21 protein-coding genes and 1 tRNA gene are annotated in these 26,588 nt (G+C 72.6%); 11 read left to right on the top strand and 11 right to left on the bottom strand.

The features are described from left to right. Positions 1 to 184 precede the first annotated feature (184 nt). From K4G22_RS11875 to K4G22_RS11865, 3 genes are all read left to right on the top strand, one after another. Positions 185 to 1,705, top strand: coding sequence for a DoxX family membrane protein (locus K4G22_RS11875; RefSeq protein WP_228079978.1), 1,521 nt, complete (start codon positions 185 to 187; stop codon positions 1,703 to 1,705). A 79-nt stretch (positions 1,706 to 1,784) separates the two neighbouring features. After that, positions 1,785 to 2,699 carry a DUF3626 domain-containing protein gene (locus K4G22_RS11870; RefSeq protein ID WP_425336655.1) on the top strand — a complete coding sequence of 305 codons (915 nt, stop codon included), beginning with the start codon at positions 1,785 to 1,787 and terminating at the stop codon, positions 2,697 to 2,699. A gap of 37 nt (positions 2,700 to 2,736) precedes the next feature. Further along, entirely contained in the window at positions 2,737 to 3,549 is an 813-nt protein-coding gene (locus K4G22_RS11865; protein ID WP_228084056.1) for a MerR family transcriptional regulator, read from the top strand. Positions 3,550 to 3,629: 80 nt separating this feature from the next. Here K4G22_RS11865 and K4G22_RS11860 read toward each other — a convergent pair whose 3' ends face one another. From K4G22_RS11860 to K4G22_RS11850, 3 genes are all read right to left on the bottom strand, one after another. Further along, positions 3,630 to 4,361, bottom strand: coding sequence for a nucleotidyltransferase family protein (locus K4G22_RS11860; RefSeq protein WP_228079976.1), 732 nt, complete (start codon positions 4,359 to 4,361; stop codon positions 3,630 to 3,632). Between the two features lie 19 nt (positions 4,362 to 4,380). After that, a complete protein-coding gene (locus K4G22_RS11855) occupies positions 4,381 to 4,782 on the bottom strand; it encodes a hypothetical protein (RefSeq protein WP_228079974.1) in 402 nt (133 codons plus the stop codon). Positions 4,783 to 5,093: 311 nt separating this feature from the next. Next, a complete protein-coding gene (locus K4G22_RS11850) occupies positions 5,094 to 6,227 on the bottom strand; it encodes an ABC transporter ATP-binding protein (RefSeq protein ID WP_228079972.1) in 1,134 nt (377 codons plus the stop codon). Between the two features lie 220 nt (positions 6,228 to 6,447). Here K4G22_RS11850 and K4G22_RS11845 point away from each other — a divergent pair. Both K4G22_RS11845 and K4G22_RS11840 read left to right on the top strand, forming a co-directional pair. Continuing rightward, positions 6,448 to 6,521 (top strand) — tRNA-Thr (locus K4G22_RS11845). Positions 6,522 to 6,878: 357 nt separating this feature from the next. Beyond that, on the top strand, positions 6,879 to 7,484 hold the full coding sequence (locus K4G22_RS11840) for an Rv1352/Rv1906c domain-containing protein (protein WP_228079970.1): 606 nt from the start codon (positions 6,879 to 6,881) through the stop codon (positions 7,482 to 7,484). A gap of 453 nt (positions 7,485 to 7,937) precedes the next feature. On the opposite strand, the gene K4G22_RS11835 is transcribed toward K4G22_RS11840, so the two are convergent. The 5 genes from K4G22_RS11835 to K4G22_RS11815 form a co-directional block, all read right to left on the bottom strand. Then, positions 7,938 to 8,954, bottom strand: coding sequence for a glycoside hydrolase family 6 protein (locus K4G22_RS11835; protein ID WP_228079961.1), 1,017 nt, complete (start codon positions 8,952 to 8,954; stop codon positions 7,938 to 7,940). A gap of 106 nt (positions 8,955 to 9,060) precedes the next feature. Beyond that, positions 9,061 to 10,191 (bottom strand): substrate-binding domain-containing protein, encoded by a 1,131-nt coding sequence (locus tag K4G22_RS11830; protein WP_228079959.1) that lies wholly within the window; start codon positions 10,189 to 10,191, stop codon positions 9,061 to 9,063. Positions 10,192 to 10,333: 142 nt separating this feature from the next. After that, a complete protein-coding gene (locus tag K4G22_RS11825) occupies positions 10,334 to 11,098 on the bottom strand; it encodes an ABC transporter ATP-binding protein (protein ID WP_228084055.1) in 765 nt (254 codons plus the stop codon). A gap of 71 nt (positions 11,099 to 11,169) precedes the next feature. Then, the gene (locus tag K4G22_RS11820) at positions 11,170 to 12,219 is read right to left on the bottom strand and encodes an ABC transporter substrate-binding protein (RefSeq protein WP_228079957.1); all 1,050 of its coding nucleotides are present in this window, start codon (positions 12,217 to 12,219) and stop codon (positions 11,170 to 11,172) included. A 54-nt stretch (positions 12,220 to 12,273) separates the two neighbouring features. Beyond that, a complete protein-coding gene (locus tag K4G22_RS11815) occupies positions 12,274 to 13,122 on the bottom strand; it encodes an ABC transporter permease (RefSeq protein WP_425336654.1) in 849 nt (282 codons plus the stop codon). A gap of 139 nt (positions 13,123 to 13,261) precedes the next feature. On the opposite strand from K4G22_RS11815, the gene K4G22_RS11810 reads away from it, so the two are divergent. From K4G22_RS11810 to K4G22_RS11800, 3 genes are all read left to right on the top strand, one after another. Next, entirely contained in the window at positions 13,262 to 14,335 is a 1,074-nt protein-coding gene (locus K4G22_RS11810) for a LacI family DNA-binding transcriptional regulator (RefSeq protein ID WP_228079955.1), read from the top strand. Between the two features lie 475 nt (positions 14,336 to 14,810). Next, positions 14,811 to 17,801 carry a 3-keto-alpha-glucoside-1,2-lyase-like domain-containing protein gene (locus K4G22_RS11805; protein WP_228079947.1) on the top strand — a complete coding sequence of 997 codons (2,991 nt, stop codon included), beginning with the start codon at positions 14,811 to 14,813 and terminating at the stop codon, positions 17,799 to 17,801. Positions 17,802 to 17,962: 161 nt separating this feature from the next. Beyond that, positions 17,963 to 20,107 (top strand): alpha-galactosidase, encoded by a 2,145-nt coding sequence (locus tag K4G22_RS11800; protein WP_228079945.1) that lies wholly within the window; start codon positions 17,963 to 17,965, stop codon positions 20,105 to 20,107. 50 nt (positions 20,108 to 20,157) lie between these two features. On the opposite strand, the gene K4G22_RS11795 is transcribed toward K4G22_RS11800, so the two are convergent. Then, positions 20,158 to 21,165, bottom strand: coding sequence for a zinc-binding dehydrogenase (locus K4G22_RS11795; protein ID WP_228079944.1), 1,008 nt, complete (start codon positions 21,163 to 21,165; stop codon positions 20,158 to 20,160). A 141-nt stretch (positions 21,166 to 21,306) separates the two neighbouring features. Here K4G22_RS11795 and K4G22_RS11790 point away from each other — a divergent pair, with 141 nt between their 5' ends. Further along, positions 21,307 to 22,017 carry a pentapeptide repeat-containing protein gene (locus K4G22_RS11790; RefSeq protein WP_228079943.1) on the top strand — a complete coding sequence of 237 codons (711 nt, stop codon included), beginning with the start codon at positions 21,307 to 21,309 and terminating at the stop codon, positions 22,015 to 22,017. Between the two features lie 1,281 nt (positions 22,018 to 23,298). Here K4G22_RS11790 and K4G22_RS11775 read toward each other — a convergent pair. After that, the gene (locus K4G22_RS11775; protein WP_228079942.1) at positions 23,299 to 24,051 is read right to left on the bottom strand and encodes a phosphatase PAP2 family protein; all 753 of its coding nucleotides are present in this window, start codon (positions 24,049 to 24,051) and stop codon (positions 23,299 to 23,301) included. 270 nt (positions 24,052 to 24,321) lie between these two features. Between K4G22_RS11775 and K4G22_RS11770 the strand changes: the two genes are divergently transcribed. Continuing rightward, a complete protein-coding gene (locus K4G22_RS11770; RefSeq protein WP_228079941.1) occupies positions 24,322 to 25,287 on the top strand; it encodes an RNA polymerase sigma-70 factor in 966 nt (321 codons plus the stop codon). A gap of 29 nt (positions 25,288 to 25,316) precedes the next feature. Here the strand turns inward: K4G22_RS11770 and K4G22_RS11765 are convergent, their stop codons facing one another. Next, a complete protein-coding gene (locus K4G22_RS11765; RefSeq protein ID WP_228079940.1) occupies positions 25,317 to 25,691 on the bottom strand; it encodes a hypothetical protein in 375 nt (124 codons plus the stop codon). A 95-nt stretch (positions 25,692 to 25,786) separates the two neighbouring features. On the opposite strand from K4G22_RS11765, the gene K4G22_RS11760 reads away from it, so the two are divergent. Continuing rightward, positions 25,787 to 26,485: a demethylmenaquinone methyltransferase gene (locus K4G22_RS11760; RefSeq protein ID WP_228079939.1), complete on the top strand. Its 699-nt coding sequence runs from the start codon at positions 25,787 to 25,789 to the stop codon at positions 26,483 to 26,485. The last annotated feature ends 103 nt before the right edge of the window (positions 26,486 to 26,588 follow it).

Genomic DNA, 26,588 nt, shown 5'->3' with positions numbered 1-26,588 from the left:
ACTGCTGGGCGGCGCGCGGGAGAAGGCGCGCGCCGTCTCGTACCCCCGTGCGCCGCAAGGGATTTGACGGGTCGCGGACAGAGTTTTGGGCGCCAGGCAGTGTCTTAAGCCTGGGTCACTCGGTTAGATGAGTGTGGACACCAGAACACTCCCTGGGCGACCGATGGACGAACCGGTGCTGAGCATGGCGAAAGTGCCATGCGATCCCGCGCAGGTCATCGTGAACCACGCCAGTTTCCGGGTGCGGCTCGCCACTCCGCCCCCCGTGAGCATCGTCGTCCCCGACAGCGCGCGGCTGCCCGGCGTGTCGGGCTCGGTCGGCCGGCGCAAGCCGCTGGTGTGGAGTGGTCGGGGCGAGCCGGGGGACGCGGCGGCCGGCACGCTGCTGCGGGCCGTCCGGGAGGCCGGCCGACCACGGCTGAGCCCACCGACGGACGGGCTCGGCACCCGGGTGCTGCCCAGGGCCGGCACCGTCCTCGCCCCCAGGCCGCCGCTCTCCGAGGAGGGCACGCGCCCGCTGCCCACGGTGCCAAGGCCCACGCCCGGCACCCACGACCGGGCGCCCGAGCGCAGCTGGGCGACCAACCCGGCGGACGACGGCGAGTTCGTCTCCCCGCTGGCCGGGGGGCGCAGGTCGGACGGCGCCGGGCGCGGGGGCGCGCGCAGCCGGCAGCGCGCCCGCGCGTTCCACCCGGACCGACGGCTCTCCCTCGGTCTCGTGCTGCTGCCGCTGCGGCTGCTGCTCGGCTTCATGGCGATCTACGCCGGCATGGGCAAGCTCACCGATCCCGTCTACTTCGACGGCGGGGAGCGCGGCTCGCTCTCCACCTGGCTTGCCGGGCTTGAGCCCTGGGCGCTGGCCGAGCCGCTGCACCAGTGGACGCTGGCGCACCCGGTGGGCGCGGGGCTCACCGTCGCCTTCACCCAGATCGTGGTCGGCGTGCTGACCCTCTTCGGGCTCTGGCAGCGGCTGGCCGCCGCGCTCGGCGCCGCGCTCTCGCTGGCGCTGCTGACGACGGTCAGCTGGGGCAACGGCCCGGCGTACGACACCCCGGAGGTGGTGCTCTTCGCCGCCTGGACGCCGCTGTTGATCGCCGGCGCGCCGGTGCACTCGCTGGACGCCCGTCTCTCCGGCGAGGCCTGGCGCCGGCTCGGGCCGCGCGCGCCGCTGTCCCAGCTGCGCCGCCGGGTGCTGCGCCGGGGCGGGCTGCTGGCCGCGCTGCTGCTGGGCGTGGCGCTGCTCGTCGGCTCGCTGCTGGGCAGCGCGGTGCGCTCCTCGCAGTTCGCCACGGTGCCGCAGCCGGGCGAGCCACCGCGCAACCACCTGCCGGGGCAGCCGCTGCTCGACGAGGCGGAGGAGGAGCGCGAGGCCGCCGAACGCGAGGCGGTGCGGGCCGAGCGGGAGGAGGCCGAGGAGGCGGCGGCGGAGCGGGACGCCGAGCCCGGGCCGACCGAGCAGCCGGAGCGGAACGCCCCCGGCACCGAGCCGCCGGCCCAGTCCGAGCCGGAGAGCACGGAGAACAGCCCCACGCCAGAGCCCGTGCCAGCTCCCCAGGACTCGGCGCCGGCCGAGAGCCCGGCCGCCCCGAGAGACGAGTCGGGCACCGGCCAGGAAGCCGGCGAGCCGAGCCCGGAGAACGGCGGCGGTCAGGACGACGGGGGTGATCAGAGCAGCCTCGACCCCCTCGGCGGGCTGCTCGGTTAGCGGCCTCCTCGGAGAGTGACGGAGCGACGGCCGGGAAGTCGGTGGCGACTGCCCCGCCGCGCCATGCAGACTCGTTCGGGTGAGCGAGGAAGCGACAACGACACATCCCGACACGGCCGTTGGAGCCGCGCTCGGCCCGCTCGGGCGGCGCGCCCTGCGCCATGTGGCCGCCCTCGCCAGGGGCGGGCCCGTTGACCCTTCGCTGCCGCTGACGCTGAACTTCCACCCGGACCGGCTCAGCGGCGGCCTGCCGATCCTGCGCCGGATGGCCGAGGACGGCGTCTATGTCTCCCAGTTCGTCACCGGCACCAGCAACGGCGGGCTCACCGCCCGCCCCGGCGGGGACCGCTGGCGCTGGGAGAGCCGGATCTTCGGCGGCGCCTACGACGCCGCGCCCGCCGAACAGCGGCCGGTCTACGGCGGGTTGAACGCCCTGCGGCGCTCCACCGGGGCGGCGCCCCGGTTCGGCTCGGCGCACTTCCGGCTGGCGCCCGGGGTGCTCTCCCGCACCACCTTCTGCTACCCGGACAGCGCGATGGAGCCGACGGCCTTCGGCGTCGCCGAGCGCTGCGATCTGGTCGCGCTGGCCGGCGCCGAGCTTGGCGATCCCCTCGACGGCCATATCGAGGCCCATGTCCATGGGCCGGTCGGCTTCGCCCGCGATGTGGCGGCGCTGGTGCTCGACCCCTGCTACCTGGACACCCCGGTGGCCGAGGCCGCCGCGCTGCTGCCGTTCCCCGTGGAGTGGCACGGCGGATACCGGCTCTCCACCGAGGAGTTGAGCGCCCGCTCCGAGTTCCGGCCCCCGCCCGCCGTCGCCGTCGGCCGCCGGATCGCCGAGGACGGCTGGCTCACCCCCCGCGTCATCGGCGACGCGGCCCGCAGCGGCCGGCACGACCCGGGGACCCTCAAGTGGATCTGGCACCACCTGGCCCGCTTCGCCCCGCCACCCGAATCGACGCCGCCGGCGGGGCGCGGCGGCCCCGAGGCTTGACCCTCACACCGTGTCACCCGGTGAAGTGGACGACGTCATGTTTGGTATCGGAGCATTCGCCACCTATGGCGGCGTCTCGGTGCGCATGCTGCGCCACTACGACGCCGTGGGCCTGCTGCGCCCGGCCCGGGTCGACCCGCGCACCGGCTACCGGTCCTACGAGGCCGACCAACTGGCCCGGCTCAACCGCCTGATGGCGCTCAAGGAGCTGGGTTTCACGCTGGACCAGGTGCGCGTCATCCTCGACGAGGAGCCGGACGCGAGCGAGTTGCGCGGCATGCTGCGGTTGCGCAGGGCCGAGTTGGAGTCGGCCCTGGCGGCCGACGCGGCGCGGCTGGCGCAGGTCGAGGCGAGGCTCCGGACGATCGAGAGTGAGGGACGGATGTCGTCCGACGATGTGGTGATCAAACAGCTGCCGGCGATGCGGGTGGCGGAGTTGACGGCTGTGGTGGAGAGCTTCGAGCCGCTCCTGGTCACCCCGGTGATCACCTCGCTCTACGAGGAGCTGTGGGGCCGGATGCGGGCCGCCGGGCTCCGGGCGAGCGGGGCGGCCGTCGCCTACTACGAGCACCCCGAGGGGCCCGTGACGGTGCACGCGGCCATCCCCGTGGACGCCGACCCCGAACCGTCCCACGACTTCGCGGTGGTGGAGCTGCCGGCGGTGACGGCCGCGACGCTGGTGCACCGAGGGCCAGACGAGCAGGTCATCCCCAGCGTCCAGGCGCTCGCCCGCTGGATCGAGGCGCACGGCTACACGTCGACGGGCCCGGCGCGCGAGGTCACCCTCTCCTGCCCCGACTGCGGCGGCCACGCGGTGACCGAGTTGCAGGAGCCGGTCGTCCACCGCTGACCGGCTCGGGCCGCCGGCCGTGGCGCGTCGCCGTGCGCGTGTCGCTGCCCGGGATGCCGTGGCCCCCGCGGTGGGTGGGATCAGCCCTGGGTGAGTTCCTTGGCGGCCTCGGTGAGGTCCTTGGCGGTGTCGATGGCGCGCCAGTAGGCGCCCTGGGAGAGGGGGAAGCCGGCCAGGCGGCGGTTGCGGGCCAGCCGGGGGAACGTGTGTCGTTCGTGGTCGCCGCGATCCGGCAGCAGGGCGGTGAACTCGGCGGCGAACACATAGACGCCCGCGTTGATCAGATACGGCGAGGGCGGGGCCTCGATGAAGTCCAGCACATGGCCGAACTCGTCGGTCTCCACGGCGCCCCAGGGGATGCGGGGCCGGGCCAGCGCCAGCGTGGCCAGCGCGTCGCGCTCGGCGTGGAACGCGGCCATCTCGCGCAGCGAGAACCTGGTCCAGATGTCGCCGTTGGTGGCGAACCAGGGCTCGTCGGGGCGCGGCAGCGCCTTCGCCGCGTGCTTGAGGCCGCCGCCCCGGCCGAGCGGCTCCGGCTCCACGACCGTGGTGACGCGCAGTGGCAACTCCGTGGCGTCGAGCCACTCCTGGAGCACCTCGGCGAGGTGCCCGCAGGAGATCACGGCATCGGTGACGCCCTCGGCGGCGAGCCAGCGCAGCTGGTGGCCGATGATCGGCTCGCCCGTGCCCGGGATCTCCACCATCGGCTTGGGGCGGTCGTCCGTGTAGGGCCGCAGCCGGGAGCCCTGGCCACCGGCCAGGACCACGGCCTGCGTCGGGTGGTTCGTGTCGTCGGTCGCGGCGTTGCTCATGGCCGCAGCCTATGTGGGGTCAGTCGTTCCCCGCGACGCCGGCTGCGAAGGAGGTGTCACAGACCGGGCGGGCGAAGCGCTGGGCGCGCTGCGCGCTGCCGTACTTCTCGACCGCGGCCTCGCCGAGCGAGCTGGCGATGTCGGCGCAGTGCGGGGCCAACGAGGGGTCCTCGTCCACCGCGGTCTGGAGGGCGGTGAGGGCCACGGACGGGTCCTCCTGGCGGAGGGTGGTGTGCAGTTGGTCCCGCAACAGCTCGTGCGGGGCCTGCTGTTCCTGCTCGGCGGCGGCCGTCAGCATCTGCACCTCGGAGGGCTCGGAGGCCCAGGGCACACGGGTGACGGCCAGGGTGCCGGAGAGCACCAGCACGGCGGGCAGGGCGATGGCGAGACTTCGGCCGATGTGGCGGAGTGCCTGGTTCACGGTGTCTTCCTCCGCTTCCTCGCGAAACGGTGACGCGAAACGATGGGGGCAGCGACGGGCCAAACCGGGCCGAGGGAAGGGTCCTTGACGACCGTCGGTGTTGGCACTGCCGAATCGTAGCGAGCCGTGGCGACTCCACCACACTCCGCCACTCTCCCGGGTGACGGCCTGCTGGGCGTTCTCCCCGCGAGGTTGACGCGCGCGTTGACGCGGGCGCGTCCAGGGGCGGCCCCGGGCACGGCGAACGGGGCCGCGCTCCCGCCATGACGGCGGGGCGCGACCCCGTTCGGGTCAGCCGGTGGTGGGCGCGGTCAGTCGCTGAGGCGCTCGCCGGAGCCGGTGGCGAAGACGTGGGTCTCGCCCGGCTTGGGCTCGACGTGCAGCTTGCTGCCCTTCTCCGGGACGTCGCGGCTGTCGACCCGGATGACCAGGTCCTTGACCTCGCCACCGAACTCGGCGGTGCCGTAGACGTAGGCGTCGGCGCCCGTCTCCTCGACGACGTTGACCGTCACGGCGAGGCCGGCGGCGGCGCTCTCGTCGGCCTTGGCCAGCGCGGTGCTGGAGGCGTCGTCCCTGACCACCGAGAAGTGCTCGGGGCGGCAGCCGACGACGACCTTGCTGTCGCCCTTGCTCTGCGCCTCGGTGAGCGCGGCGCGCTCCACCGGGACCACGCTGTTGCCGAACTTCACGCCGCCGTCGGTGATCGGCACCTCGACCAGGTTCATGGCGGGGGAGCCGATGAAGCCGGCGACGAAGAGGTTGGCGGGCCTGTCGTACATGTTGCGCGGGCTGTCGATCTGCTGGAGCAGACCGTCCTTGAGCACAGCCACCCGGTCGCCCATGGTCATGGCCTCGACCTGGTCGTGCGTCACATAGACGGTGGTGACGCCGAGGCGGCGCTGGAGGCCGGCGATCTGGGTGCGGGTCTGGACCCGGAGCTTGGCGTCCAGGTTGGAGAGCGGCTCGTCCATCAGGAAGACCTGGGGCTCACGGACGATGGCGCGGCCCATCGCGACACGCTGCCGCTGACCACCGGAGAGCGCCTTGGGCTTGCGGTCCAGGTACTCGGTGAGGTCGAGGATCTTGGCGGCCTCTTCGACCTTGGTCCTGATGTCCGTCTTGTTGACGCCGGCGATCTTGAGCGCGAAGCCCATGTTCTGGGCGACGGTCATATGCGGGTACAGCGCGTAGTTCTGGAACACCATCGCGATGTCCCGGTCCTTCGGCGGAAGGTGGGTGACATCGCGGTCACCGATGTGGATCGAGCCACCGTTGACGTCCTCAAGGCCGGCGAGCATCCGCAGCGAGGTGGACTTGCCACAGCCGGAGGGGCCGACGAGGACGAGGAACTCGCCGTCCTCGATCTGGATGTCGAGCTGGTCGACGGCGGGGGTTTCGGAGCCGGGGTAGACCCGGGTCGCCTTGTCGTAGGTGACCGTAGCCATGTCGTGTTGTCTCCTTCTACCGGCAGGAACGTGCCGGACGATCCGAGTAGGAAGGTGTTACGACCATGTATATGGACGCAGGGTGAACCTAACTCGAAAGCAATATAAAAGTCAGTACCCACCGGCAAAAAAATCCTCCGCCCTCCCACCGGCCCATGCCCCTCACCTGGCCGTGTAGGCTGGTCCGGCCGGTACGGCAGCCAAGCGCCCGTGGGCACCCGCCGCCTTAGCTCAGTCGGCCAGAGCAGCTGTCTTGTAAACAGCAGGTCGTCGGTTCGAATCCGACAGGCGGCTCTCGCCACGCATATGGTCCGACCAGTATCGGGGCGCCTGGAGACGCCCCCACACTGGAGTGTCACCTCGCCCCGGTCCGCGCTCCGACGCCGCGCTCCCCTCGATCCTCGGACCGACCCGGTGGCCGTCCACCCGACGCCGCCGCGCCACACCGCAGCGCGGGGTAGCCCCGCATCCGGTACCCGAGGTGCTGGGCCAGGCGTTGGGCGGGCCGACTGCACCTGCGCCTACTTACTGACGACCGGTCACAACATCATCACGGTGCGCGGATAGCGCTGCGCCACAGCGTTACGCCGCGCCATGATCGCCGCACCCCCCCACACCACGCACTCGCACGCACCCTGAGGGGGGAAACCCATGGCCGATCAGCCCAGTTGGGCACAGGGGCAGGGCCCCGGCAACATGCCGCCGCACGCCCAGCACCCCGGCCCTCACCCCATGCACCCCATGCCGCCCGTCCCGCCCCGACGCCAGCGCAAGACGATCCTCACCCATGGCGCGGTCGGAGTCGTCTGCCTCTTCCTGGGCGTCGGCATCGGCGCCGCGGGCAGCAGCACCGAGGACGACAGCAACGCGCGCGCGGAGCAGTCAGCGTCGGAGACGGACGAACCCCCGGCCGATGACCCCGCAGCGGCGGACGCGCCCGCCGACGACGCCGAGCCCGAGGCGGAGCCCGAACCAGAACCCGAACCGGAGCCGGAGCCGGAGCCGGAAGGACCGGCCCAGACCTTCTCCGACGGCGTCTACCTCGTCGGCGAGGACATCTCCCCCGGCGAGTACACCACCGCCGGCCCGGACCCCGACAGCATTTGGCCCATGTGCTACTGGGCCCGCAACAGCGACGCCAGCGGCGAGTTCGAGGCGATCATCGCCAACGACAACATCGAGGGGCCCGGCCGAGTCACGATCAACGATGGTGAGTACCTGGAGGCGTCCGGCGGCTGCGACTGGACACTCGCATAGCCCCCCGGGGCGCACTCCCGGCCGGTCCGGCGTGAGGGCGCCCCGGGGCCGCGCACGATCACTCAGGATCCGCCCAGTCGGGCGCCCCCGTACCCCAGAGAGGGGACGTCGGCGGGTGGCCGCGGGGAATGTGGTCCTCGTGATCCCACCGTCGATCCGTCTCATACCACCAGAGGCCGTACCCACAGAACTCGCAGCTCGTGGGGTCACGGAAGTGGGAACATCCGCAGGCGCAGCGCAGCGCGGCCTTCGGGCTGCCGCCGCCCCAGCCGAGCCCGGATGGCCCGTCGACCAAGCTGTACGGGGATCGGCCGTGATCCCGACGCGGATGAAGGCATTTGGCACACTTCAGCTCACGGGGGTTGTAGCCCAGGAAACCAGCGTTCATGCCACTGTCGTTCCCGCCCTGTCCTGCCGCCATCCCCACCCCCTGACACAGCCGCCCGGCGGCGCTCAGCCGATCCAGGCGCCGTCGATCAGGGCCTTGGCCACCTCGGGTGAGAAGACCCCGGCCGGTGTGTCCGGGGCGATGCCGCACTCCCCGTCCGAGTTGCCCGGCACCTTCACCCACAGCAGCAGCTCCGCCTCGCCGCCCACCTGGGGAGGGGTGCCGAGCTTCCGTCCGTCGGGGTTGCACCACTCGCCGATGGAGCCGTGGCCGTTGCGGCTGGTGTCCACGGCGAAGCTCGGCCGGTAGCCGTGGCTGGCCTCGATATGGGCGGCCACCGTTCGGGAGTATCCGGCCGACTCCTCGGTCGTGTAGTAGTTCGAGACGTTGTTGACGAAGCCGTGCGCGTTGCGCTGTCCGGCGTTGTCCAGGCGTTCCGCCATCTCCTCGGCGGGGACCCAGCGAGCCGTCCCCGAGTCCAGGTACGTCCAGGTGTTGACGGCGTGTTCGCTCAGCTGCTCGGTGGCGTGCCGGATCAGCTCGGTCCTGACCCGCCGTTCGTCGTCGCTGGGCATGCAGTCCAGCTGGGCCAGCGCGTCGGGTTCCAGGATGACGATCGCGGGGCGGTCGCCGATCGACGTGGCGAAGTCGGTGATCCACTGCCGGTATGCCTCGGGGCTGCCCGCGCCGCCGTCGGAGTGGCCGCCGCAGTCCCGGCCGGGGATGTTGTACGCGACCAGCACCGGGAGTTCGCCCGCCTCCTGGGCGGCGGTGGTGTAGCCGGTGACGCCCTCGACGACGTCGCCGCTGGTGTCGGTGAACCAGCGGGCCGTCGGCTGCTGGGCGATCGCCTCGTCGATCTCCTGGGCCCGGCTGTCCCCCGGGTTCGCGCGTACCCAGGCGGCGGGGGTGGAGTCGGGATTCACATAGAAGCCGTCGGTCAACTCCAGCGGGTTGCCCGCCGTGGCCCGCGCGTCCTCCCGTTCAGCGGCCGGCTCGGCGTTCGCGGCCACCGGCAGCAGCAGTGTCGCCGCGAGCGCCGCCGTCGCGGTCAGTGCCATGGAGTGTCGTCCGCGTCCCATGCTGAGACCTTCCCTGTCCTCGTGGCTGTCGAGACACGGAAATACTGATCGACCGACCGTATGCGGTCAATGGATCGATCAGAAGAAAATGAATGCGCGCAAATGATCAGTCGGTGGTTCGGTCGAGCCGCTCCGTCGAGCCGCGCACCTGCAACTCCGGGAGCAGCTCAAGGCGGCGCACCGGCTGACGGCCGGCGCCGGCGGGGGCGCGCAGCCGACGCAGCAGCAGTTCGGCCGCCGCCTCGCCGATCTCAGCCCGCGGCGCCGCCACCGAGGTCAGCGGCGTGCTGCCGAGCCGCGCCACCGTGCCGTCGTAGCTCACCACCGAGCAGTCCCGCGGCACCCGCACCCCTCGGCTGTTGAGCTGCTGCGTCAGCAGCAGCGCCTCGATGTCGCCGTGCAGCACGGCCGCCGTCGCCCGCCGCTCGGCGAGCAGCGCGGCGAGGTCGATCGGCCCGCCGCTCTCGTCCGGGGGATAGTCGGGCCCCGCGTCCGGGGAGCTGAGCACCACCGACCAGTCCGCCACCTCGGGCCGCGCGGCGGCGATCTCGGCGAACGCCGAGCGCACCGCCCGCGCGGTGGGGCTGTCGTCCCGCGCGGCCAGCACGATCCGCCGATGACCGAGCCCCACCAGGTGGTCCACGGCGAGACGCGTCCCGTACCAGTGGTCGGTGCACACCGAGTCCAGCGCGTGCAGGGCGCCGCCCGCCCCTGGCCGGCGCTCCATGAGGACGGTCGGCACCGCCACCCGGCCCAGCCAGCCGGAGTCGGCCTCCTCGGCCGCCGCGCTGCGCCACTTGGGCGCGATCAGCAGCCCGTGGGCCCCGCCGGCCAGCGCGTCCGCCACCATGGGCCGCTCCGCGCCCGGCGTCTGCGGGGCCACATGCAGCGCGACGCGCACCCCGGCGCCCTCCAGCACCCGGCGGGCGCCGTGCAGGATCTCGTGCAGATAGATGTGCCGCGCCGGGACCACCAGCGCCACCGTCAGCCCCTCGACCGTCGGCTCCTCGACGGCCCGCCCGGCCGCGCCCGCGTCCTCGGCGGACGCGGGATCGACCGAGCGGGCCACCCCGTGCCCCCGCCGCAGCCGACCGTCGTGGGCGAGCTCCTCCACATCCCGGCGCACGGTGACCACCGAGACGTTCAGTTCGGCGGCGAGATCGCTCACCCGCACCGTGCCCCGCGACCCCACGATGTCCAGCACCCGCCGGCGCCTCGCCTCGACCGGCTCCCGCATGTCGCCCCTCGCCCGGCCCGCCGTCCGCCGCCCACCCGGCCGAGCGGTCCGTTGTTCGTTTGACTGTTTGGTCCGTAGCCTAGCGATCGAATGCCATCAGGCGATCACCGACGGGGAGGCGGGCGGGCGGCGGGGCGTGGGGTCAGTCGGCCACCGAGGTCGAGCCGAGGAGCGCGCGGATGCGGCTGGTGATCCGTTGGAACTCGTGGCTCTCCAACGTCGGCTCGTAGGCCCGGTGGCCCGGGATGTCGATGGTGAACTCCTCGATCACGCGCCCGGGGCGTGGCCCCATGACGACGGCCCGGGAGGCCAGATAGACGGCCTCGGCGACCGAGTGGGTCACCAGCACCACGGTCATGCCGGTGGCCTCCCAGATCCTGCGGAGCTCGACATTCATGTTCTCCCTGGTCAGCGCGTCGAGGGCGCCGAAGGGCTCGTCCATCAGCAGGACATCGGGCTCGTGCAGCAGGGCGCGGCAGAGCGAGACGCGCTGCTGCATCCCGCCCGAGAGTTCGAACGGCATGGCCTTCTCGAAGCCGGTCAGGCCCGTCATCTCGATCAGCTCGTCGGCGCGTCTGCGGGCCCATGCCTTCTTCAGGCCGCGCATCTCGGCCTGGAACAGGATGTTGCCCCGGGCGGTGCGCCAGTCCAGCAGGGCGGCCCGCTGGAAGACGAACCCGACGTCGCGGCGCGGGCCCGTCACGGGTGTGCCGCGCAGCGCCACCCGGCCGGCGCTGGTCTCGGTCAGTCCGGCGATGACCCGCAGCAGCGTCGACTTCCCGCAGCCCGAGGGGCCCGCGATGCTGAGGAACTCCCCGGGTTCGATCGCCAGGTCGATTCCGCTGAGCGCGTGCACCGTGCGGCTCTTGGTGCGGAAGGTGACGTCGACCCCCTGGATGTCGACCATCGGGCCGGTCGGCGCCGGCGTTCCCGCACGCGTCCCGCCCAGGTCGCCGTCGGCGGTTCCGGCGAGCACGTTCACTCACCACCCGTGGTGAACGACGCGTCGAAGTAGGCCTCGGTCTCCCGTGGTTCGGCGATGAGACCGGCCTCGGCCAGCACCTCGACGGTTCCTCGCCAGTCCTCCTCCGTGGTGTGTCCCGGCGCCTGCCCCGCGCTGTTCTCCGTGGTGAGCAGCGCGGTCGTCTCCTGCCACTGGGCGAGGAGCACGCTCTCGTCGGGCATCTGCGGGTCCCCGATGTCCATCGCGGCGACCGCGTCCTCGGGGGACTCCTGCGCTGCGGCGAACGCCTCCGAGGTGGCGGCCACCATCCGGCTCACCAGATCGGGGTCGTCGGCGATGGTGGAGGTGTGGGCGATCAGCCCGTTGCTGAAGAAGTTCAGCCCGGCGTCGGTGTACCGCAGATAGGTGACATCCCGGCCGCTCTCCGCCGAGATGGTGGGGCCCTGGTCGTGGGCGAAGCCGATGAGGCCGTCGACCCGGCCGCTCAACATCGCCGCGTTCTTGCCGGCGGAGTCGAGGTTCTGCTGCCGCACATCGGCCTCGGCGAGCCCGACGGCGTCCAGATACATGGGGAAGGTGAGGGTGACCGCGTCCCCGGCGGAGACCGCGATCGTCCGGCCGCTGAGGTCCTCGGGACCCTCGATGCCGGTATCGCTGAACACCTGGACGGCGGACGGTGTGGACTGGAGGAAGACGCCCACGGACCGCACGTCGACCCCGCTGTCGATGTTGGCCAGCACGGCCGGGGTGTCGGCCCAGCCGAAGTCGAAGTCCTGCTGACCGATGGCCTGGACCGTCCTGGCCGACCCCTGCCCGGCCTCGATCGAGAGCGAGATCCCGTGCTCCTCGAAGATCCCCTCCTCCACGCCGTAGTAGAAGGGTGCGTGCTCGCCGTAGGGATACCAGTTGAGTTGCAGGGACACCTGGTCGTTGCTGTCGTTGCCTTCGCCGCCACTCGTGTCCCCGCCGCCGCCTCCGCAGGCGACGAGGGCCAGGGCGCCGGCCCCGGCGACGAGGGCGGTCAGGGTGGTGCGCGCCGGCCTGAGGGATGTGCGAATGGCCATGAGGCATCCTTCGGTCGTTGACTGGCGGTGGGGGTTGGCTCGGTTCGAATGGGCTCAGCGCCGGTTGCGGCGCGAGGCGTGCCAGGGGATCAGGAGCATCTCGGCGATCTGGATCACCGCGAAGAGCAGGATGCCCAGCAGCGACATGATGATCAGCGCGGCGAAGAGCATGGCGGTGTCGAGGTTGCCGTTGGCCTGGAGGATCACGTAGCCGAGACCGGAGTTGGCGCCGACGAACTCGCCGACCACGGCCCCGGTGACCGCCAGGGTCGCCGCGACCTTGAGACCGGACAGCAGCTCGGGCAGCGCCGCGGGGAACCGGACCTTCCAGAACGTCTTGACGGGGGAGGCGCCCATGGTGGAGGTGAGTTCGATGAGCTCGGGGTCGACCGAGCGCAGGCCGCTGATGCCGGAGATCACGACGGGGAAGAACGCCATCAGGACGGCGACCAGGATCTTCGGGCTGGCGCCGAAGCCGAGCCAGACCACGAACAGCGGCGCGATGGCGATCTTCGGGATCACCTGGGCGAAGAGGATCAGCGGATAGAACGTCTTCTCCAGCGTGGCCGAATAGACCATCAGGACGGCGAAGAGGACGCCGACCACGCTGGCGATCGCGAATCCGGCGAGCGTCTCGCCGGCCGTGACCAGCGTGTGCTCCCAGAGGTAGTCGGGGTAGTCGGCGAACGCCTGCCAGGTGTCCTGGGGCGACGGGATGATGTACGGCTCGACCAGCTCGGTGGCCGTGACGAAGAACCAGGCCGCGACGAGCAGCGCGAGAAATGTGGCCGGATAGACCGCCGCCATCAGCCCACGTGTGGTGCGGCGGCGCTTCGGTTCCTTCTCCTGGTCGGACACCTGGACTGGCGGAAGGGCTGGAGCATGCTGTGCCTGTTGGGTCATGCGGTCCTCGCGTCGCACTTCAAGGGACGGTGGGATGAGGCCTCGCTATGCTTGGAAAGCGCTTACCCAAGGTGCCCGCAGAAGTGGGATAGCGCTTTCCCAATTCCGGGATACTAGGGTCGGCTTCGCTGGAGGGTCAATGCCTGTGCAAGGGTCGGGTCGGGGGAAGCGGAAGCGGTCCAGGGTCTCCAGCGGCAACCCGACCCTCACCGATGTGGCCGCCCGGGCCGGTGTCTCCCTGGCCACGGCGTCCCGGGTGCTCAACGACAGCGACCGCAAGGTCGGCCCGGCCCACCGGGAGCGGGTTCTGCGCGCGGCGCGGGAGTTGGACTACCGGACGGATCTGTCGGCGCAGGCGATGGCCCGCGGGATGGCCCCCGTGCTCGCGCTGCTGGTCAGCAGCATCGACGACCCGTACTTCTCGGCCATCGCCGAGGGGGTCGCCACCTCCGCCCACGCCCACGGTGTGATCGTCACGATCGCGATCACCGCGCGGGAGACCGCGTGGGAGCTGGCCTCGCTGAGGATGATCCGCGGGCAGCGACCGCGCGCCATCCTGGTGAGCGGGAGCCGTGTCTCGGGCAGCCCGCACGCCGAGGCGCTCCTCGCCGAGCTGCGGGGATTCGCCGAGAGCGGTGGCCGGGCGATCTTTCTGAGCCAACCGGTCGGTGGCGTCGGCGCGGTGCGCCCGGCCAACAGCTCCGGCGCCCGGGCGCTGGGCGCCGCCGTCGCGCGCCTCGGCTATCGCAGAGCCGCGGTGATCACGGGCGCCGAGCGGCTGGTGACCGTGGTGGAGCGGACGGAGGGGCTGCGGCAGGGGCTCGCCTCGCTGGACGGCGGGATCGCGATGGTGGAGAGCGACACGTTCGACCGGGTGGGCGGCTACCGGTCCACCCGGCGGTTGATCGAGTCCGGCCGGATCGCGGAGGCCGATGTGCTGTGCGCGGGCAACGACTTCATGGCCGTGGGCGCGATGACGGCGCTGCGGGACGCGGGGATCGAGCCGGGGCGGGATATCGCCGTCACCGGCTTCAACGACATCGAGACGGCCGCTGACGTGACGCCCCGGCTGACCACGGTGCGCTTTCCGCTGGCGGAGATCGGCCGGCGCGCGGCGGATCTGGCGCTGGACGCCACGGCGCCGCTGGGGGAGGACATCAGCGTGCCGGGCCAGGTGATCCTGCGGGCGTCCTGCCCACGGCGCGCGGGCTGACGTTCCCGCGCGCGCACCGGCTGACGCCGCCTGCACGCTCCGAACCCCGTCGGGGTGGGCGTTGCATGGGGGTATGGGGTTTTTCTCGGTCCGGAGATGTGAGTTTTCGTCAGTTCCTGTTGTCCGGCGGGTTGACAGTCCTCTGGGGCGGTCGTAATTTTCGGCAGCAGAAAGCGCTTACCCGAGCCGCGTGACCCCCACCCCCCACCCACCCCGGGTCCCCGCAGGGCCCGCCAAGGGCCGCCCGCGCCCTTCGCCGACGTTCCGTCCGCCCGTGCAGTAATCGATGTAAACGCGCACTCCCGACATATCAACGACCCCGGTCGGCGGTCGAGTTGACGAGCCGTCCACGCTCACCGCGCTCTTTCCGCAATCGATTTCCCCCCGCCGTCGCCCACCCATGTCCCGGCGCTGTCCCGGGCGCCCGAAGCACCAGATGAACCCGATTTCCCCAGCCGTGCAAAGGAGTCAGTTCATGCGTGTAAGACCACGTCGCCTACCGGCGGTGACCCTGGGGGTCGCCCTGGTGGCCGCGGTGATCCTGCCGGTCGGAGCCGCCAACGCGGCTGCGGAGGATCTGCCGCCACAGGAGCCGGGTGTCACCCTCCGCGCGTTCGACGTCGGATTCGAGCCGGAGGAGATCTGCGTTCTGACCCAGGGGCAGACGCCGAACATCGATGTCCTGCGGCCGACGGTCGACTGGGAGTCGGACGAGGACTTCGGCGGGATCGCCAACAACTTCATGGCGCACGTGATCGGGAACATCCACGTTCCCGAGGACGGCACCTACGACTTCCGGATCATCAGCGACGACGGCTCCCGGCTGTCCCTCAACGGCGAGGAGATCATCGAGAACGACCGGCGGCAGCCCCCGACCCCGGCCGACGGTTCGGCCGAACTGACCGAGGGCGCCCACGCGTTGTGGATCGACTACTTCCAGGGCGCCTTCGGCAAGGCGCTGCGCCTGGAGTGGCGCCCGCCGGGGCAGGACGAGTTCGTGCTGGTGCCCGAGTCGGCGCTGAGCACCGACGCCGATGTCACCCGGGTCACCTCGCCCGGGGTGAAGAGCTGTGAGGGCGTCGACGCCAGCCCGGGGGACGGGATGCCGCTGGCCGAGATGCACCCGAACTACACGCTGACCGATCTGCGGCCCGAGGGGTTCGAGCCGAAGGTCACCGGCATGGACTGGTTCGACGACGGCCGCATGGTCATCACCACCTGGGCCGGCCGGGAGAGCTTCGACGGCGCCGTGGAGATCGTGGACGGCACCGTGGGGGAGGACGCCGGTCCGGAGACGGTCACCACCGAGGTCGTGGCGACGGACATGAACGAGCCCCAGGGGGTGCTGGTCGAGGACGGCGAGGTGATCGTCGCGGAGAAGCACCAGCTCAGCCGGCTGATCGACGCCGAGGGGGACGGGTTCTACGAGGACAAGGAGGCCATCGCCAGCTGGCCGAGCGGGGGGACGTACCACGAGTTCGGGTTCGGCCTGCTGGCCGACGAGGAGCACTACTACCTGAACCTGTCCGTCGCCATCACCCCGGGCGGTAGGACCACCGTGCCGCAGCATGTCGAGAACCGGGGCACCTCGGTCCGGATCGACAAGGGGACCGGCGAGGTGGAGTACGTCGCCGGCGGTCTGCGCACCCCGAACGGCATCGGCTGGGGCCCCGAGGGCGAGATCTTCGTCGCGGACAACCAGGGCGACTGGCTGCCCTCGTCGAAGCTGGTCGAGATCCAGGAGGGGGCGTTCTACAACCACTACACGACCCCGCCGGGACCGTTCGACGACCAGCCGGTGACCGAGCCGGTGCTGTGGCTGCCGCACGGTGAGATATCCAACTCGCCGACCAACCCGGTGCTGGTCGAGCAGGGTGCTTTCGAGGGCCAGCTGGTGTTCGGCGACGTCACGTACGGCGGGCTCCAGCGGGCGTTCCTCGAAGAGGTCGAGGGGCAGCGGCAGGGCGCGGTGTTCCGGATGACCCAGGGCCTGGAGTCCGGTGTCAGCCGGCTGGCGCTCGGCCCCGACGGCGCGTTCTACGTCGGTGGCATCGGTGGTGGCGGCAACTGGGAGCAGCCGGGCAAGTTCCCCTACGGCTTGCAGAAGTTGACGCCCACCGCCGAGGACGCCATGGACATCCTGTCGATGGAGGTCACGGAGAGCGGGTTCGACCTCACCTACACCAAGCCGGTCGCCGACGACGTGATCGGAAACCTCGCCGAGCGGTACGAGGTGGAGCAGTGGAACTACAACCCGACCTCGCAGTACGGCGGGGCGAAGCAGAACCAGGAGGTGCTGACCGTCACCGGCGCCTCGGTCTCGGCCGACGGGCGCACGGTGAGCCTGGAACTTCCCGGGCTGCGTGAGGACCGGGTCGCCCACGTCCGTTCGCCGCGCCCGTTCGAGGCAGCGGACGGCACGGCGCTGTGGAGCACCGAGGCGTGGTACACCGTCCACACCATCCCGAACTACGTGGAGCCGCCGAACGAACTCGGTCTCTACGAGGCCGAGAACGGGACGCTGCGCGGCGGCGCCGACATCGACGACGAGCACCCGAACCACACCGGGGGCGGCTATGTCGACGGCTTCGACAATATCGGCGCCGAGCTGACCTGGGACGTGTCGGTCGACGAGGCCGGCACCTATCCGGTGACCTTCCGCTACGCCAACGGCCCCAACCCCTTTGTCGGCACCAAGACGATCTCGCTGGACGTCAACGGCACCGACCTCGGGCAGATCGCGGTCGAGACCACCGAGATCTGGCAGGCGTGGGCCGACCACACCGAACAGCTCGACCTCCAGGCGGGGACGAACACCGTCACCGTCTCGGCCGGTGAGGACGACGACCGGCATGTGAACTGGGACCATCTCCGCGTCCAGCGGGACCAGTGCGTCCCGGCCGAGCCAGGCGCCGGCTACCGGATGCTCTTCGACGGGACGGAGGAGAGCCTCGCCGACTGGCAGATGGCCGCGCCCGGCGACTTCATCCACCAGGCCGACTGCACGATGCGTTCCGTCGGCGGACTGGGTCTGCTCACCCATCCCGAGGAACTGACCGACTACAGCCTGAAGTTGGACTGGAAGATGGCCGGGGACGACAACTCGGGCGTGCATATCGGCGTCCCGGACCCGCAGGGCGATCCGGCGGCCCGCAACCAGGGCTTCGAGGTGCAGATCGACGCCACGGACGCGCCGGAGCGCACCACCGGCGCGATCTACGACTTCCAGGGCGCCGACATCGAGGCGCGGGACGCGGCGCTGAACCCGCCGGGGGAGTGGAACACCTACGAGATCGTGGTCGAGGGGCTGCATGTCAGCGTCTATCTCAACGACGTGCTGATCAACGAGTTCGACACCGAGGGCGCGGACCCGAACCGGGATCTCAGCTCGGGCCGCGTCGGGTTGCAGAACCACCACACCGGATCCGACGTCTGGTTCCGGAATGTGCAGGTGATGGACCTCTGAGGGCGGCACGGGAGATGATCACCGCGTCGTGAACCGTGGGAGGGCGGACACCCGGCAGGGTGCCCGCCCTTCCGCGCGGTTCGGACCGGCTGTTTGACCCGGGCCGGCGAACGCGGAAAGAATCGCGCAGGTATCAACAGGAGCGAACAAGGGGATCTCCGATGCACGATGGGCCCTACCTGAACTTTCGGTCGGCGGGGACCGGGCTCGTCCTGGACCGCACGGGAAGCGGGCTGCCCCGCGTCGTGCACTGGGGCGTCGACCTGGGCGAACTCTCACAGGAGACCATGGCGGAACTGGCCCTGGCCCAGGTGCCCCAGGTGGCGTCCAACAACGTCGACCTCGCCGTCCCGCTCGCGCTACTCCCCGAGCACTCCGCCGGCTGGCAGGGCACCCCCGGCCTCACCGGGCACCGCGCCGGCGCCGACTTCTCCACCGCCTTCACCGTGACCGCGTCCGAGGTCGGGGAACGTTCGCTCTCCCTCACCGCCGAGGACGTCGTCGCCGCGCTCGAACTGCGCCTGGAGATCGAGCTCACCCCCAGCGGCCTCGTCCGCCAGCGCGCCACGTTGACCAGCCAGGCCGACGAGGCCACCGCCCCGTTCAGCCTCGGCGCGCTGCTGCTGGCCCTGCCGGTGCCCGAGCGGGCAACGGAACTGCTCGACATGACCGGCCGCCACCTGCGGGAACGCACCCCGCAGCGGCACGAGTTCACCATCGGCACCCATCTGCGGGACAACCGCAAGGGCCGCACGGGCACCGACGCGGTCACCGTCCATATCGCCGGCGAGGCCGACTTCGGCTTCCGCGCCGGCGAGGTGTGGGGCCTGCACGTCGCCTGGAGCGGCAACCAGCGCTCGCTGGCCGAGCGCACCCACACCGGCGTCTCCCTGCTCGCCGGCGGCGAACTGCCGCTGGCCGGCGAGATCACCCTGGGCTCAGGCGACTCCTACACCACCCCCTGGATCTACGGCAGCTACGGCCGGGAGGGTCTTGACGAGCTGGCCGCCCGCTTCCACGGCTTCCTGCGGGCCCGCCCCCACCACCCCACCGGCGCGCGCCCCGTCACCCTCAATGTGTGGGAGGCCGTCTACTTCGACCACCGCCTCCCCAAGCTCAGGGAACTCGCCGACGCGGCGGCCGAGATCGGCGCGGAGCGGTTCGTCCTGGACGACGGCTGGTTCCGGGGGCGCCGCGACGACCACGCGGGCCTCGGCGACTGGTATGTGGACGAGGACGTCTGGCCCGAGGGGCTGCACCCGCTGGCCGAATATGTACGCGGCCTCGGCCTGGAGTTCGGCCTCTGGGTCGAGCCCGAGATGGTCAACCAGAACTCCGACCTCGCCCGCGCCCACCCCGAGTGGATCATGGCCACCGGCGACCGGCTGCCCCCCGAGTCCCGCAACCAGCAGGTCCTCGACCTGGGCCACCCAGGGGCCTACGCGTACATCCTTGAGCGACTCGACGCCATCGTCGGCGAGTACGCGCTGACCTACCTCAAGTGGGACCACAACCGCGACCTCGTCGAGGCCGGCCACAGCCCCACGGGCCAGGCCGGCGTCCACCGGCAGACGCTCGCCGTCTACCGCCTCCTGGACGAACTGCGCGCGCGCCACCCGGGTCTTGAGATCGAGTCCTGCTCCTCCGGCGGCGGGCGCGTCGACCTCGGCGTACTGGAGCGCACCGACCGCGTCTGGACCAGCGACTGCATCGACGCCCTGGAGCGGCAGCGCATCCAGCGCTGGACGGGGCTCCTGCTGCCGCCTGAGCTGATGGGCTCCCATGTCGGCGCGCCCCGCGCCCACACCACGGGCCGCACCCACGGCCTGGAGTTCCGCGCCGGAACCGCGATCTCCGGCCACTTCGGCATCGAGTGGGATCTCACCAGTGCGTCCGCCGACGACCGCGCGGCGCTCGCCGAGTGGATCACCCTCTACAAGGAGCTGCGCCCGCTGCTGCACACCGGGCATGTCGTCCGCGAGGACCACCCGGACCCCGCGCTCTGGGTGCACGGCGTGGTCGCCCAGGACGGCGCCCGCGCGGTGTTCACCCTCGCGCAGGTCGCCACCAGCGTGCAGGCGCCGCCCGGGATGGTGCGACTCCCCGGGCTCGACCCCGAGGCGCGCTACCGGGTCACCCCGCTCGCCCCTGCCGCCCGTTCCGTCGGCCCCGCGATGAACGCGCTCAGCTGGTGGGACCGGGGCGTCACCCTCCCCGGCCGGGTGCTCGGCACGATCGGCGTGCGCGCCCCGATCCAGCACCCCGAGCGGCTGCTGCTGCTCGACGTGGTCCGCGTCGACGGCTGACCGCACGCACCCCGGGGGTGGCCGGCGCCGGCCACCCCCGAGGGGGCCGTTCAGGGAACGAGCACGACCTTGCCGACGGTGGCGCGGGACTCCAACGCGCGGTGCGCGGCGGCGGCCTCGGCCAGCGGGAAGGTCTGGGTCAGGGGGACGGCGACGCCCTCGCGGGCGAGGTCGAGGGCCTCCTCCTCCAGGACCCCGAGGTTCTCCATCCCGCCGATCCGCTCGAACAGCGCCGGGCCCAGGACGACCTCCGAGGTGATGCCCCGCTCGGCGAGCTCCTCCTTCGGCAGGGTGGCGCTCTCCGCGTCGCCGATGCCCTGGGACGCCGTGCCGTAGGCGAGATGCGCGCCGCCCGGGGCCAGCAGCCGGATGGCGGCCAGGGCGCGCTCCCCGCCGACCCCCTCGAAGACATAGCGCACCGGCCGGTCGCCGAACGCGCCGCGCACCGTGTCCGCCCAGTCGGCCCTGTCGTAGTCCACGGCCAGGTCCGCGCCGAGACCACGGACGGTCTCGACCTTCGCCGGCCCGCCGGCGGCACCGATCACCGTCGCGCCACGGTGCCTGGCCACCTGGGTCAGCAGCGCGCCGATGCCGCCGGCGGCGGCCAGCACCAGGACGGTGTCGCCCGGCTGGATCGCGGCGAACCGCAGAATGCCCATGGTCATCCGACCCGTGCCCAGCAGCGCCACGGCGTGGGTCTCCGGCAGATCGTCCGGCAGCGGATGGAGCTTCTCCACGGCGGTGACGGCCAGTTCGGCGTAGCCGCCCGGCACCATCCCCAGATGGGCGGAGACCCGACGGCCCAGCCAGGCGGGGTCGACGCCGTCGCCCAGGGCGTCGACGGTGCCGGCGACCTCCCGCCCCGGGACGGTCGGCAGCGGCGTCGGCTTCCAGTGACCGCCGAGCGGGACGCCGCTCCGCAGCGCCGTGTCCACCAGGTGCACGCCGGCGGCGGCCACCGCGATCCGCACCTGTCCCGGGGCGGGAACGGGGTCGTCGACGCGCTCGTGGACCAGGTTCTCCGGCGGGCCGAACGCGTGCAGACGGATGGCGTGCATGGGTGCTCCTCGGGTGTGGTTCTCGTCCTGGTGCTGGTTGCCTGATGGCGGGACCAACACTGGTACTTCAAGGAAGCTTGAAGTCAAGGGGGTGTCTCGCGGTCGGGCCGACTGTCAGTGGTGGGGGGCAGGATGGGCGGTATGGCGAGTAAGAGCGTGCGGGGCAAGCGGGCCAACGGCGGGGTGGTGGCGGCCCCTCGGCGGCCGTCGATCTCGCTCCCCGAGGAGCCGGTCCCCTTCGAGGCGTCGGCGGCCTTCGGGGCCGAGGAGGACTACGACGGCGTGGAGTTCGTCTCCCACGACCTCACGGGCGCGGAGGCGGGCGGGGTCAGCCTGCTGGACTGCGCGCTCCGGGGCTGTGTGCTCGACGGCGTGCGGCTCAAGGGGGCGCGGCTGCTGGACAGCCTGCTCCAGGAGGTGCGCGGCGTCGGCGTCGACCTGATGGACGCGGAGCTGCGGGACGTCGAGATCAGCGACGCGCGCCTCGGCGGTGCGCAGTGTGGCGGCGCCACGCTCACCAGGGTGCTGCTGCGCGGCGGCAAGATGGACTATCTGAACCTGCGGCAGGCCAGGCTGATCGATGTCACCTTTGAGGGCTGCGTGCTGATCGAGCCGGACTTCGGCGGCGCGACGCTGGAGCGGGTCTCCTTCGACGACTGCGAACTGCGCGGCGCGGACTTCTCGTCGGCGACGCTGCGGGACGTGGATCTGCGGGGCGTGTCGTCCCTCTCCATCACCCGCGGAGTGGGACGCCTGTCCGGCGCGGTCATCAGCCCCACCCAACTCCTGGAGCTGGCCCCCCTCCTCGCCTCCGAACTCGGCCTCCACGTGGCCCCTGCCGGGGCGGCCTGACCCCACCCCCGAGGCCCTGGCGGGCCCGGGGGAACTGCCCCCTGCCGGGGTGGCTGTGGCCCTGGCGGGGTGGCTGTGGCCCTGGCGGGGCGGCTGTGCCCCTGGCGGGGTGGCCGTGCCCCTGGCGGGGTGGCCGTGCCCCTGGCGGGGCTGCCGGTTGCGGGCCCCGGCGGGCCCGCGCCGGGCGCGCCGGGCGCCACCGGTGGGCCCTGGCGGACCCGTGCCCGCTGGGGGCGGGCCGGGCCGGGCCGTGCCGCGATGGTGGTGCCCCGGCGGGCCCGCGCCCGCCGCGCCGGGCGCGCCGGTGCGCCTTGGCGGGCCCGTGCCCGGTGGGGCCGGGGCGCCGCCGGTGGGTGGGAAGAGGGCGCGTGTGGGTGGGGGAAGGCCCAGTTCGGTGCGGCTGAGCCCCTGCGGGTGGCCGTGCCCTTGGCGGGACGGCTGGCCCCCTTGTGGGGTGGCCGGTTGCGGGCCCTGGCGGGCCCGTGCCCGCCGCGCCGGGCGCCGCCGGTGGCGGACGGCTCGCCGGTGGGTGGGGATAACGCCCCGCGCGGGCGGCCGTGCCCCTGGCGGGGTGGCCGTGCCCTTGGCGGGACGGCTGTGCCCCTTGTGGGGTGGCCGGTTGCGGGCCCCGGCGGGCCCGCGCCCGCCGCGCCGGGCGCCGCCGGTGGCGGACGGCTCGCCGGTGGGTGGGGATAACGCCCCGCGCGGGCGGCCGTGCCCCCGGTGGGGCCCGGCGCCAGCCGGTAGGCGAAACGAGGGCGGGTGGGTGGGGATAACGCCCCCGCGGGGGCGGCCGTGCCCCCTTGTGGGGCTGCCGGTTGCGGGCCCTGGCGGGCCCGGACCCGCTGGGGCCGGGCGCCAACTGCTGGCGGGCGGCCTGCCCTTGGCGGGGGCGGACGGCCGCAGGCCCTGGCGGGGCGGGGTGCCGCCGGCAGGCGGGAAGGGGGCGGGCGGGTGGGGATAACGCTTGGCGCGGGGCGGCCGTGCCCCCGGCGGGCCCGTGCCCGCTGGGCCCCGGCGTCAACCGGCGGGCGGTGGTTCGCCGGTAGGCGGGAAGGGGCCCCGGCGCCAGCCGGTGGCGGGGGGCTCGCCGACAGGCGGAAAGAGGGCGGGTGGGTGGGGAAAAACCCGGCGCGGGGCGGCCGTGCCCCTGGCGGGCCCGTGCCCGCTGGGCCCCGGCGCCAGCCGGTGGCGGGGGGCTCGCCGGTAGGCGAAACGAGGGCGGGTGGGTGGGGGAAACGCCCCCGGTGGGGCTCAGCGCCGCGTACCGGCGGCGCAGGCTCAGCGCCGCGTACCGCTCGTGCGGCGATGTTGGCCGGTCGGGCGGGAGTTGAGCCAGCGGCCGAAGACGGCCGTCGTCGGCCCCACGGCCAGCGGGCCCAGCAGGAGAAGCACCGCCGCGGCGACCGAGGCCCCCAGCGCGGTGCCCGCGACCACATCGTGCGGATAGTGCACCCCCACCATCACCCGCAGCAGCGCGCCGAGCGCGGCCAGCGGCAGCGTCAGGGCCGCCAGCCGGGGCAGCAGGACGGCGAGGCCGACGCCCAGGGCGACCGCCAGCGTCGAGTGGTTGCTGGGGAAGGACCAGTCGCCCACCGGCGGGCACTCGGCGAGCGCTTCGGCGCCGGGCACGGCACGGCAGGGCCGCTCCTCGTCCACCAGCAGCTTCAGCCCCTCGCTGGTGCCGTAGGCGGCGAGCATGCCGACGCCGACCACTATGGCGCCGGCGACCCGGCGGGCGTTCCCGTCGCGCAGCCCCTGCCACCACACCCACAGCAGTATCAGGCCGAGGATCACCAGGGTGCCCTCGGTGGCCAGTTCCAGCAGGTGGCCGAACCAGGACGGGGTGTCGGCGACCCGTTCGGTGATCGACCGGTAGATGTCGACCGAGGTGCCGCCCACCACGTGCACCGGCTCGTCGTTGACCAGCCCGCCGGGTGCGAGCCAGACGATGAGCAGCGCCCCCACGACCAGCGAGGCCGCCGCACCCAGCAGACGACGGCCGGGCCCGCCGAATTCAGGATCTGTTTCCATGGCAGCTGAACGTAGGCCATCCGGGGGCCATATGCCCAAGTCGCATGGCCAACCGGAACCCCTCCCGCCGCTGGGAGCGGCCGATGTTCACCGGCTGGGATGTCCGAAAACACGCTGTTGGTGCGGGCACTCCATCATCTCCCGTGCGGACAGGGGGTGTTGGCGTGAGGCCGCTGTGTCAGGCGTCACACCGAAGCCGTGTCACGAACGGGAGGGCGGCACCCGTCTGCTGGTGGTCGACAGCGAGCGGCAGCGAGAGGGAGCGAGACGATGAGCGCACAGCAAGCGGACGGTGCCGCGACCGAGGTGTTCCACCGGCATCGGAACCTGCTGTTCTCGGTGGCCTACCGCCTCCTCGGCTCGGCCGCCGACGCCGAGGACGCCGTCCAGGACGCCTGGCTCAAGTGGTCGGCCGCCGACCGTTCGGACGTGGTCGAGCCGCGCGCGTATCTGACCCGGATCGTGTCGAACCTCGCGTTGGAGCGGCTGCGTTCCGCCCGGTACCGGCGCGAGACCTATGTCGGCCCCTGGCTGCCCGAGCCCATCCTCACCAGCGGCGAACCCGTCGGGACCGCCGCCGGAGCCGCCGCCGAGACCGCCGATGTCGCCGACACCGTCACGGCCGCCGAGTCCGTCTCGATGGCGATGCTGGTGGTGCTGGAGACGCTCAGCCCGCTGGAACGCGCCGTGTTCGTGCTGCGGGAGGTCTTCGCCTTCGGCCACGCCGAGATCGCCGAGGCGGTCGGCCGCTCGGAGCCAGCCGTGCGCCAGGCCGCGCACCGCGCCAGGGAGCATGTGCGGGCCAGGCGCCCGCGGTTCGCCGCCGACCGGGCGCGGCAGCGCGCCGTCACCGAGCGGTTCGTCGCCGCCGCGTCCGGCGGCGACGTCAACGCCCTGATGGAGGCGCTGTCCCCGGACGTCACCCTGTGGACCGACGGTGGGGGGAAGGTCTCCCAGTTCATGGACCCGCTGGTGGGCGCCGAGGAGCTGGCCTCCTGGTTCGTCTCCCTGGGCACGTTCGCCTATGAGGGCGTCGAGCCCGAGGAGATGGCCGTGGAGCTGGTCGAGATCAACGGCGCGCTCGGCATGTTGTTCACCGGGCGGGGGCGGGTCTTCTCGACCATCACCTTCGACTTCGACCCGGAAGGACGCATCGCCGGCGTGTACGGGGTGGTCAACCCGGAGAAGCTGCGCGCCGTGGCCGGCGGCGTCGCGCGCGACGTCTCGACGGCGTGAGCCGCCGGCGGCGGGCGCGACGAGGCGGGTCAGCGGGCGAACAGCTCCCCGAGGAGCGGCACCCCGCCGAGCAGCGTGCGCGCGCTGGCGCCCTCGCTGATCGGCCCGGTGACCAGGTCGGTGCCCACCGGCTTGAAGTCGGCGACCTGGGTGCCGACCGTGTTGTCCAGCGGGTCGGTACCGGTGTTGGCCAGCGGGTAGAGCTGGAGGTCGAGGGCCGGGTCGAGGGCGCTGCCCAGGGACTGCTGCGTGACGTCGGTGGTGGTGCCCAGGGTGTTGCCGAGGGTCTCGGGGAGGACGTTGGCGGCTGCGGCGCCGGCGCCGACGGCGAGCAGCGCGCCGGTCGCGGTCGCGGTGACGGAGGCCAGGCGCAGCGTGCGTGCCGCGCGGGAGTGCTGAGTCATGCCACGCACCGTAGTTGGCCGACCCCGTCCCGCTCATCCCGCTGTCCGGGGATGTCCCCCGAACGAGTAGGAGGGGCATCCGGGACAATGGTCGGGTGACACGTGCCTCGCTGGAGAAGCAACCCAAGGAAGTCGCCGCCATGTTCGACGCGGTGGCGGCGCGCTACGACCTCACCAACGACGTTCTCGCCATGGGCCAGAACCGCCGCTGGCGCAAGGCGGTGGTGCGCGCGGTCGCTCCGCGCCCGGGGGAGTTCGTCCTCGATCTGGCCGCCGGCACCGGCACCTCATCCGAACCCTTCGCGGCGGCGGGCGCGTTCACGGTGCCCTGTGACTTCAGCCAGGGCATGTTGGGCGAGGGCAAGCGGCGCCAGCCCTGGCTCCCGTTCACCGCGGGGGACGCCACCCGGCTGCCGTTCGCCGACGGCGTGTTCGACGCCGTGACGATCTCCTTCGGCCTGCGCAACGTCGCCGACCCGGACGCCGGGCTACGGGAGCTGCTCCGGGTCACCAAGCCGGGCGGCCGGCTGGTGGTGTGCGAGTTCAGCCACCCGACGTGGGCCCCGTTCCGCACCGTCTACAGCGAGTATCTGATGCGGGCGCTGCCCGCCGTGGCGACGCGGGTCTCCAGCAGCCCCGACGCCTACACCTATCTCGCCGAGTCGATCCGCGCGTGGCCCGACCAGCCCGGGCTGGCCCGGCGGTTGCTCGGGGCGGGGTGGGAACGGGTCGCCTGGCGCGATCTGACGGGCGGCATCGTCGCCCTGCACCGGGGCACCAAGCCCGGGGAGTAGCGGGGCCCGCCCCGGACTGACGGGCCGCTTCACCGGGCAGTCGTCCCCTGGGGCCCGCCTTCGTCGGCGTCCAGGGGCGCGCGCCGCGCCCCGGCCGCGCCGG

Origin of the sequence: Streptomyces profundus, from assembly GCF_020740535.1 — a bacterium.
GTDB classification, from domain to species: domain Bacteria; phylum Actinomycetota; class Actinomycetes; order Streptomycetales; family Streptomycetaceae; genus Streptomyces; species Streptomyces profundus.
This window is presented reverse-complemented; position numbering and strand designations above follow the sequence as displayed.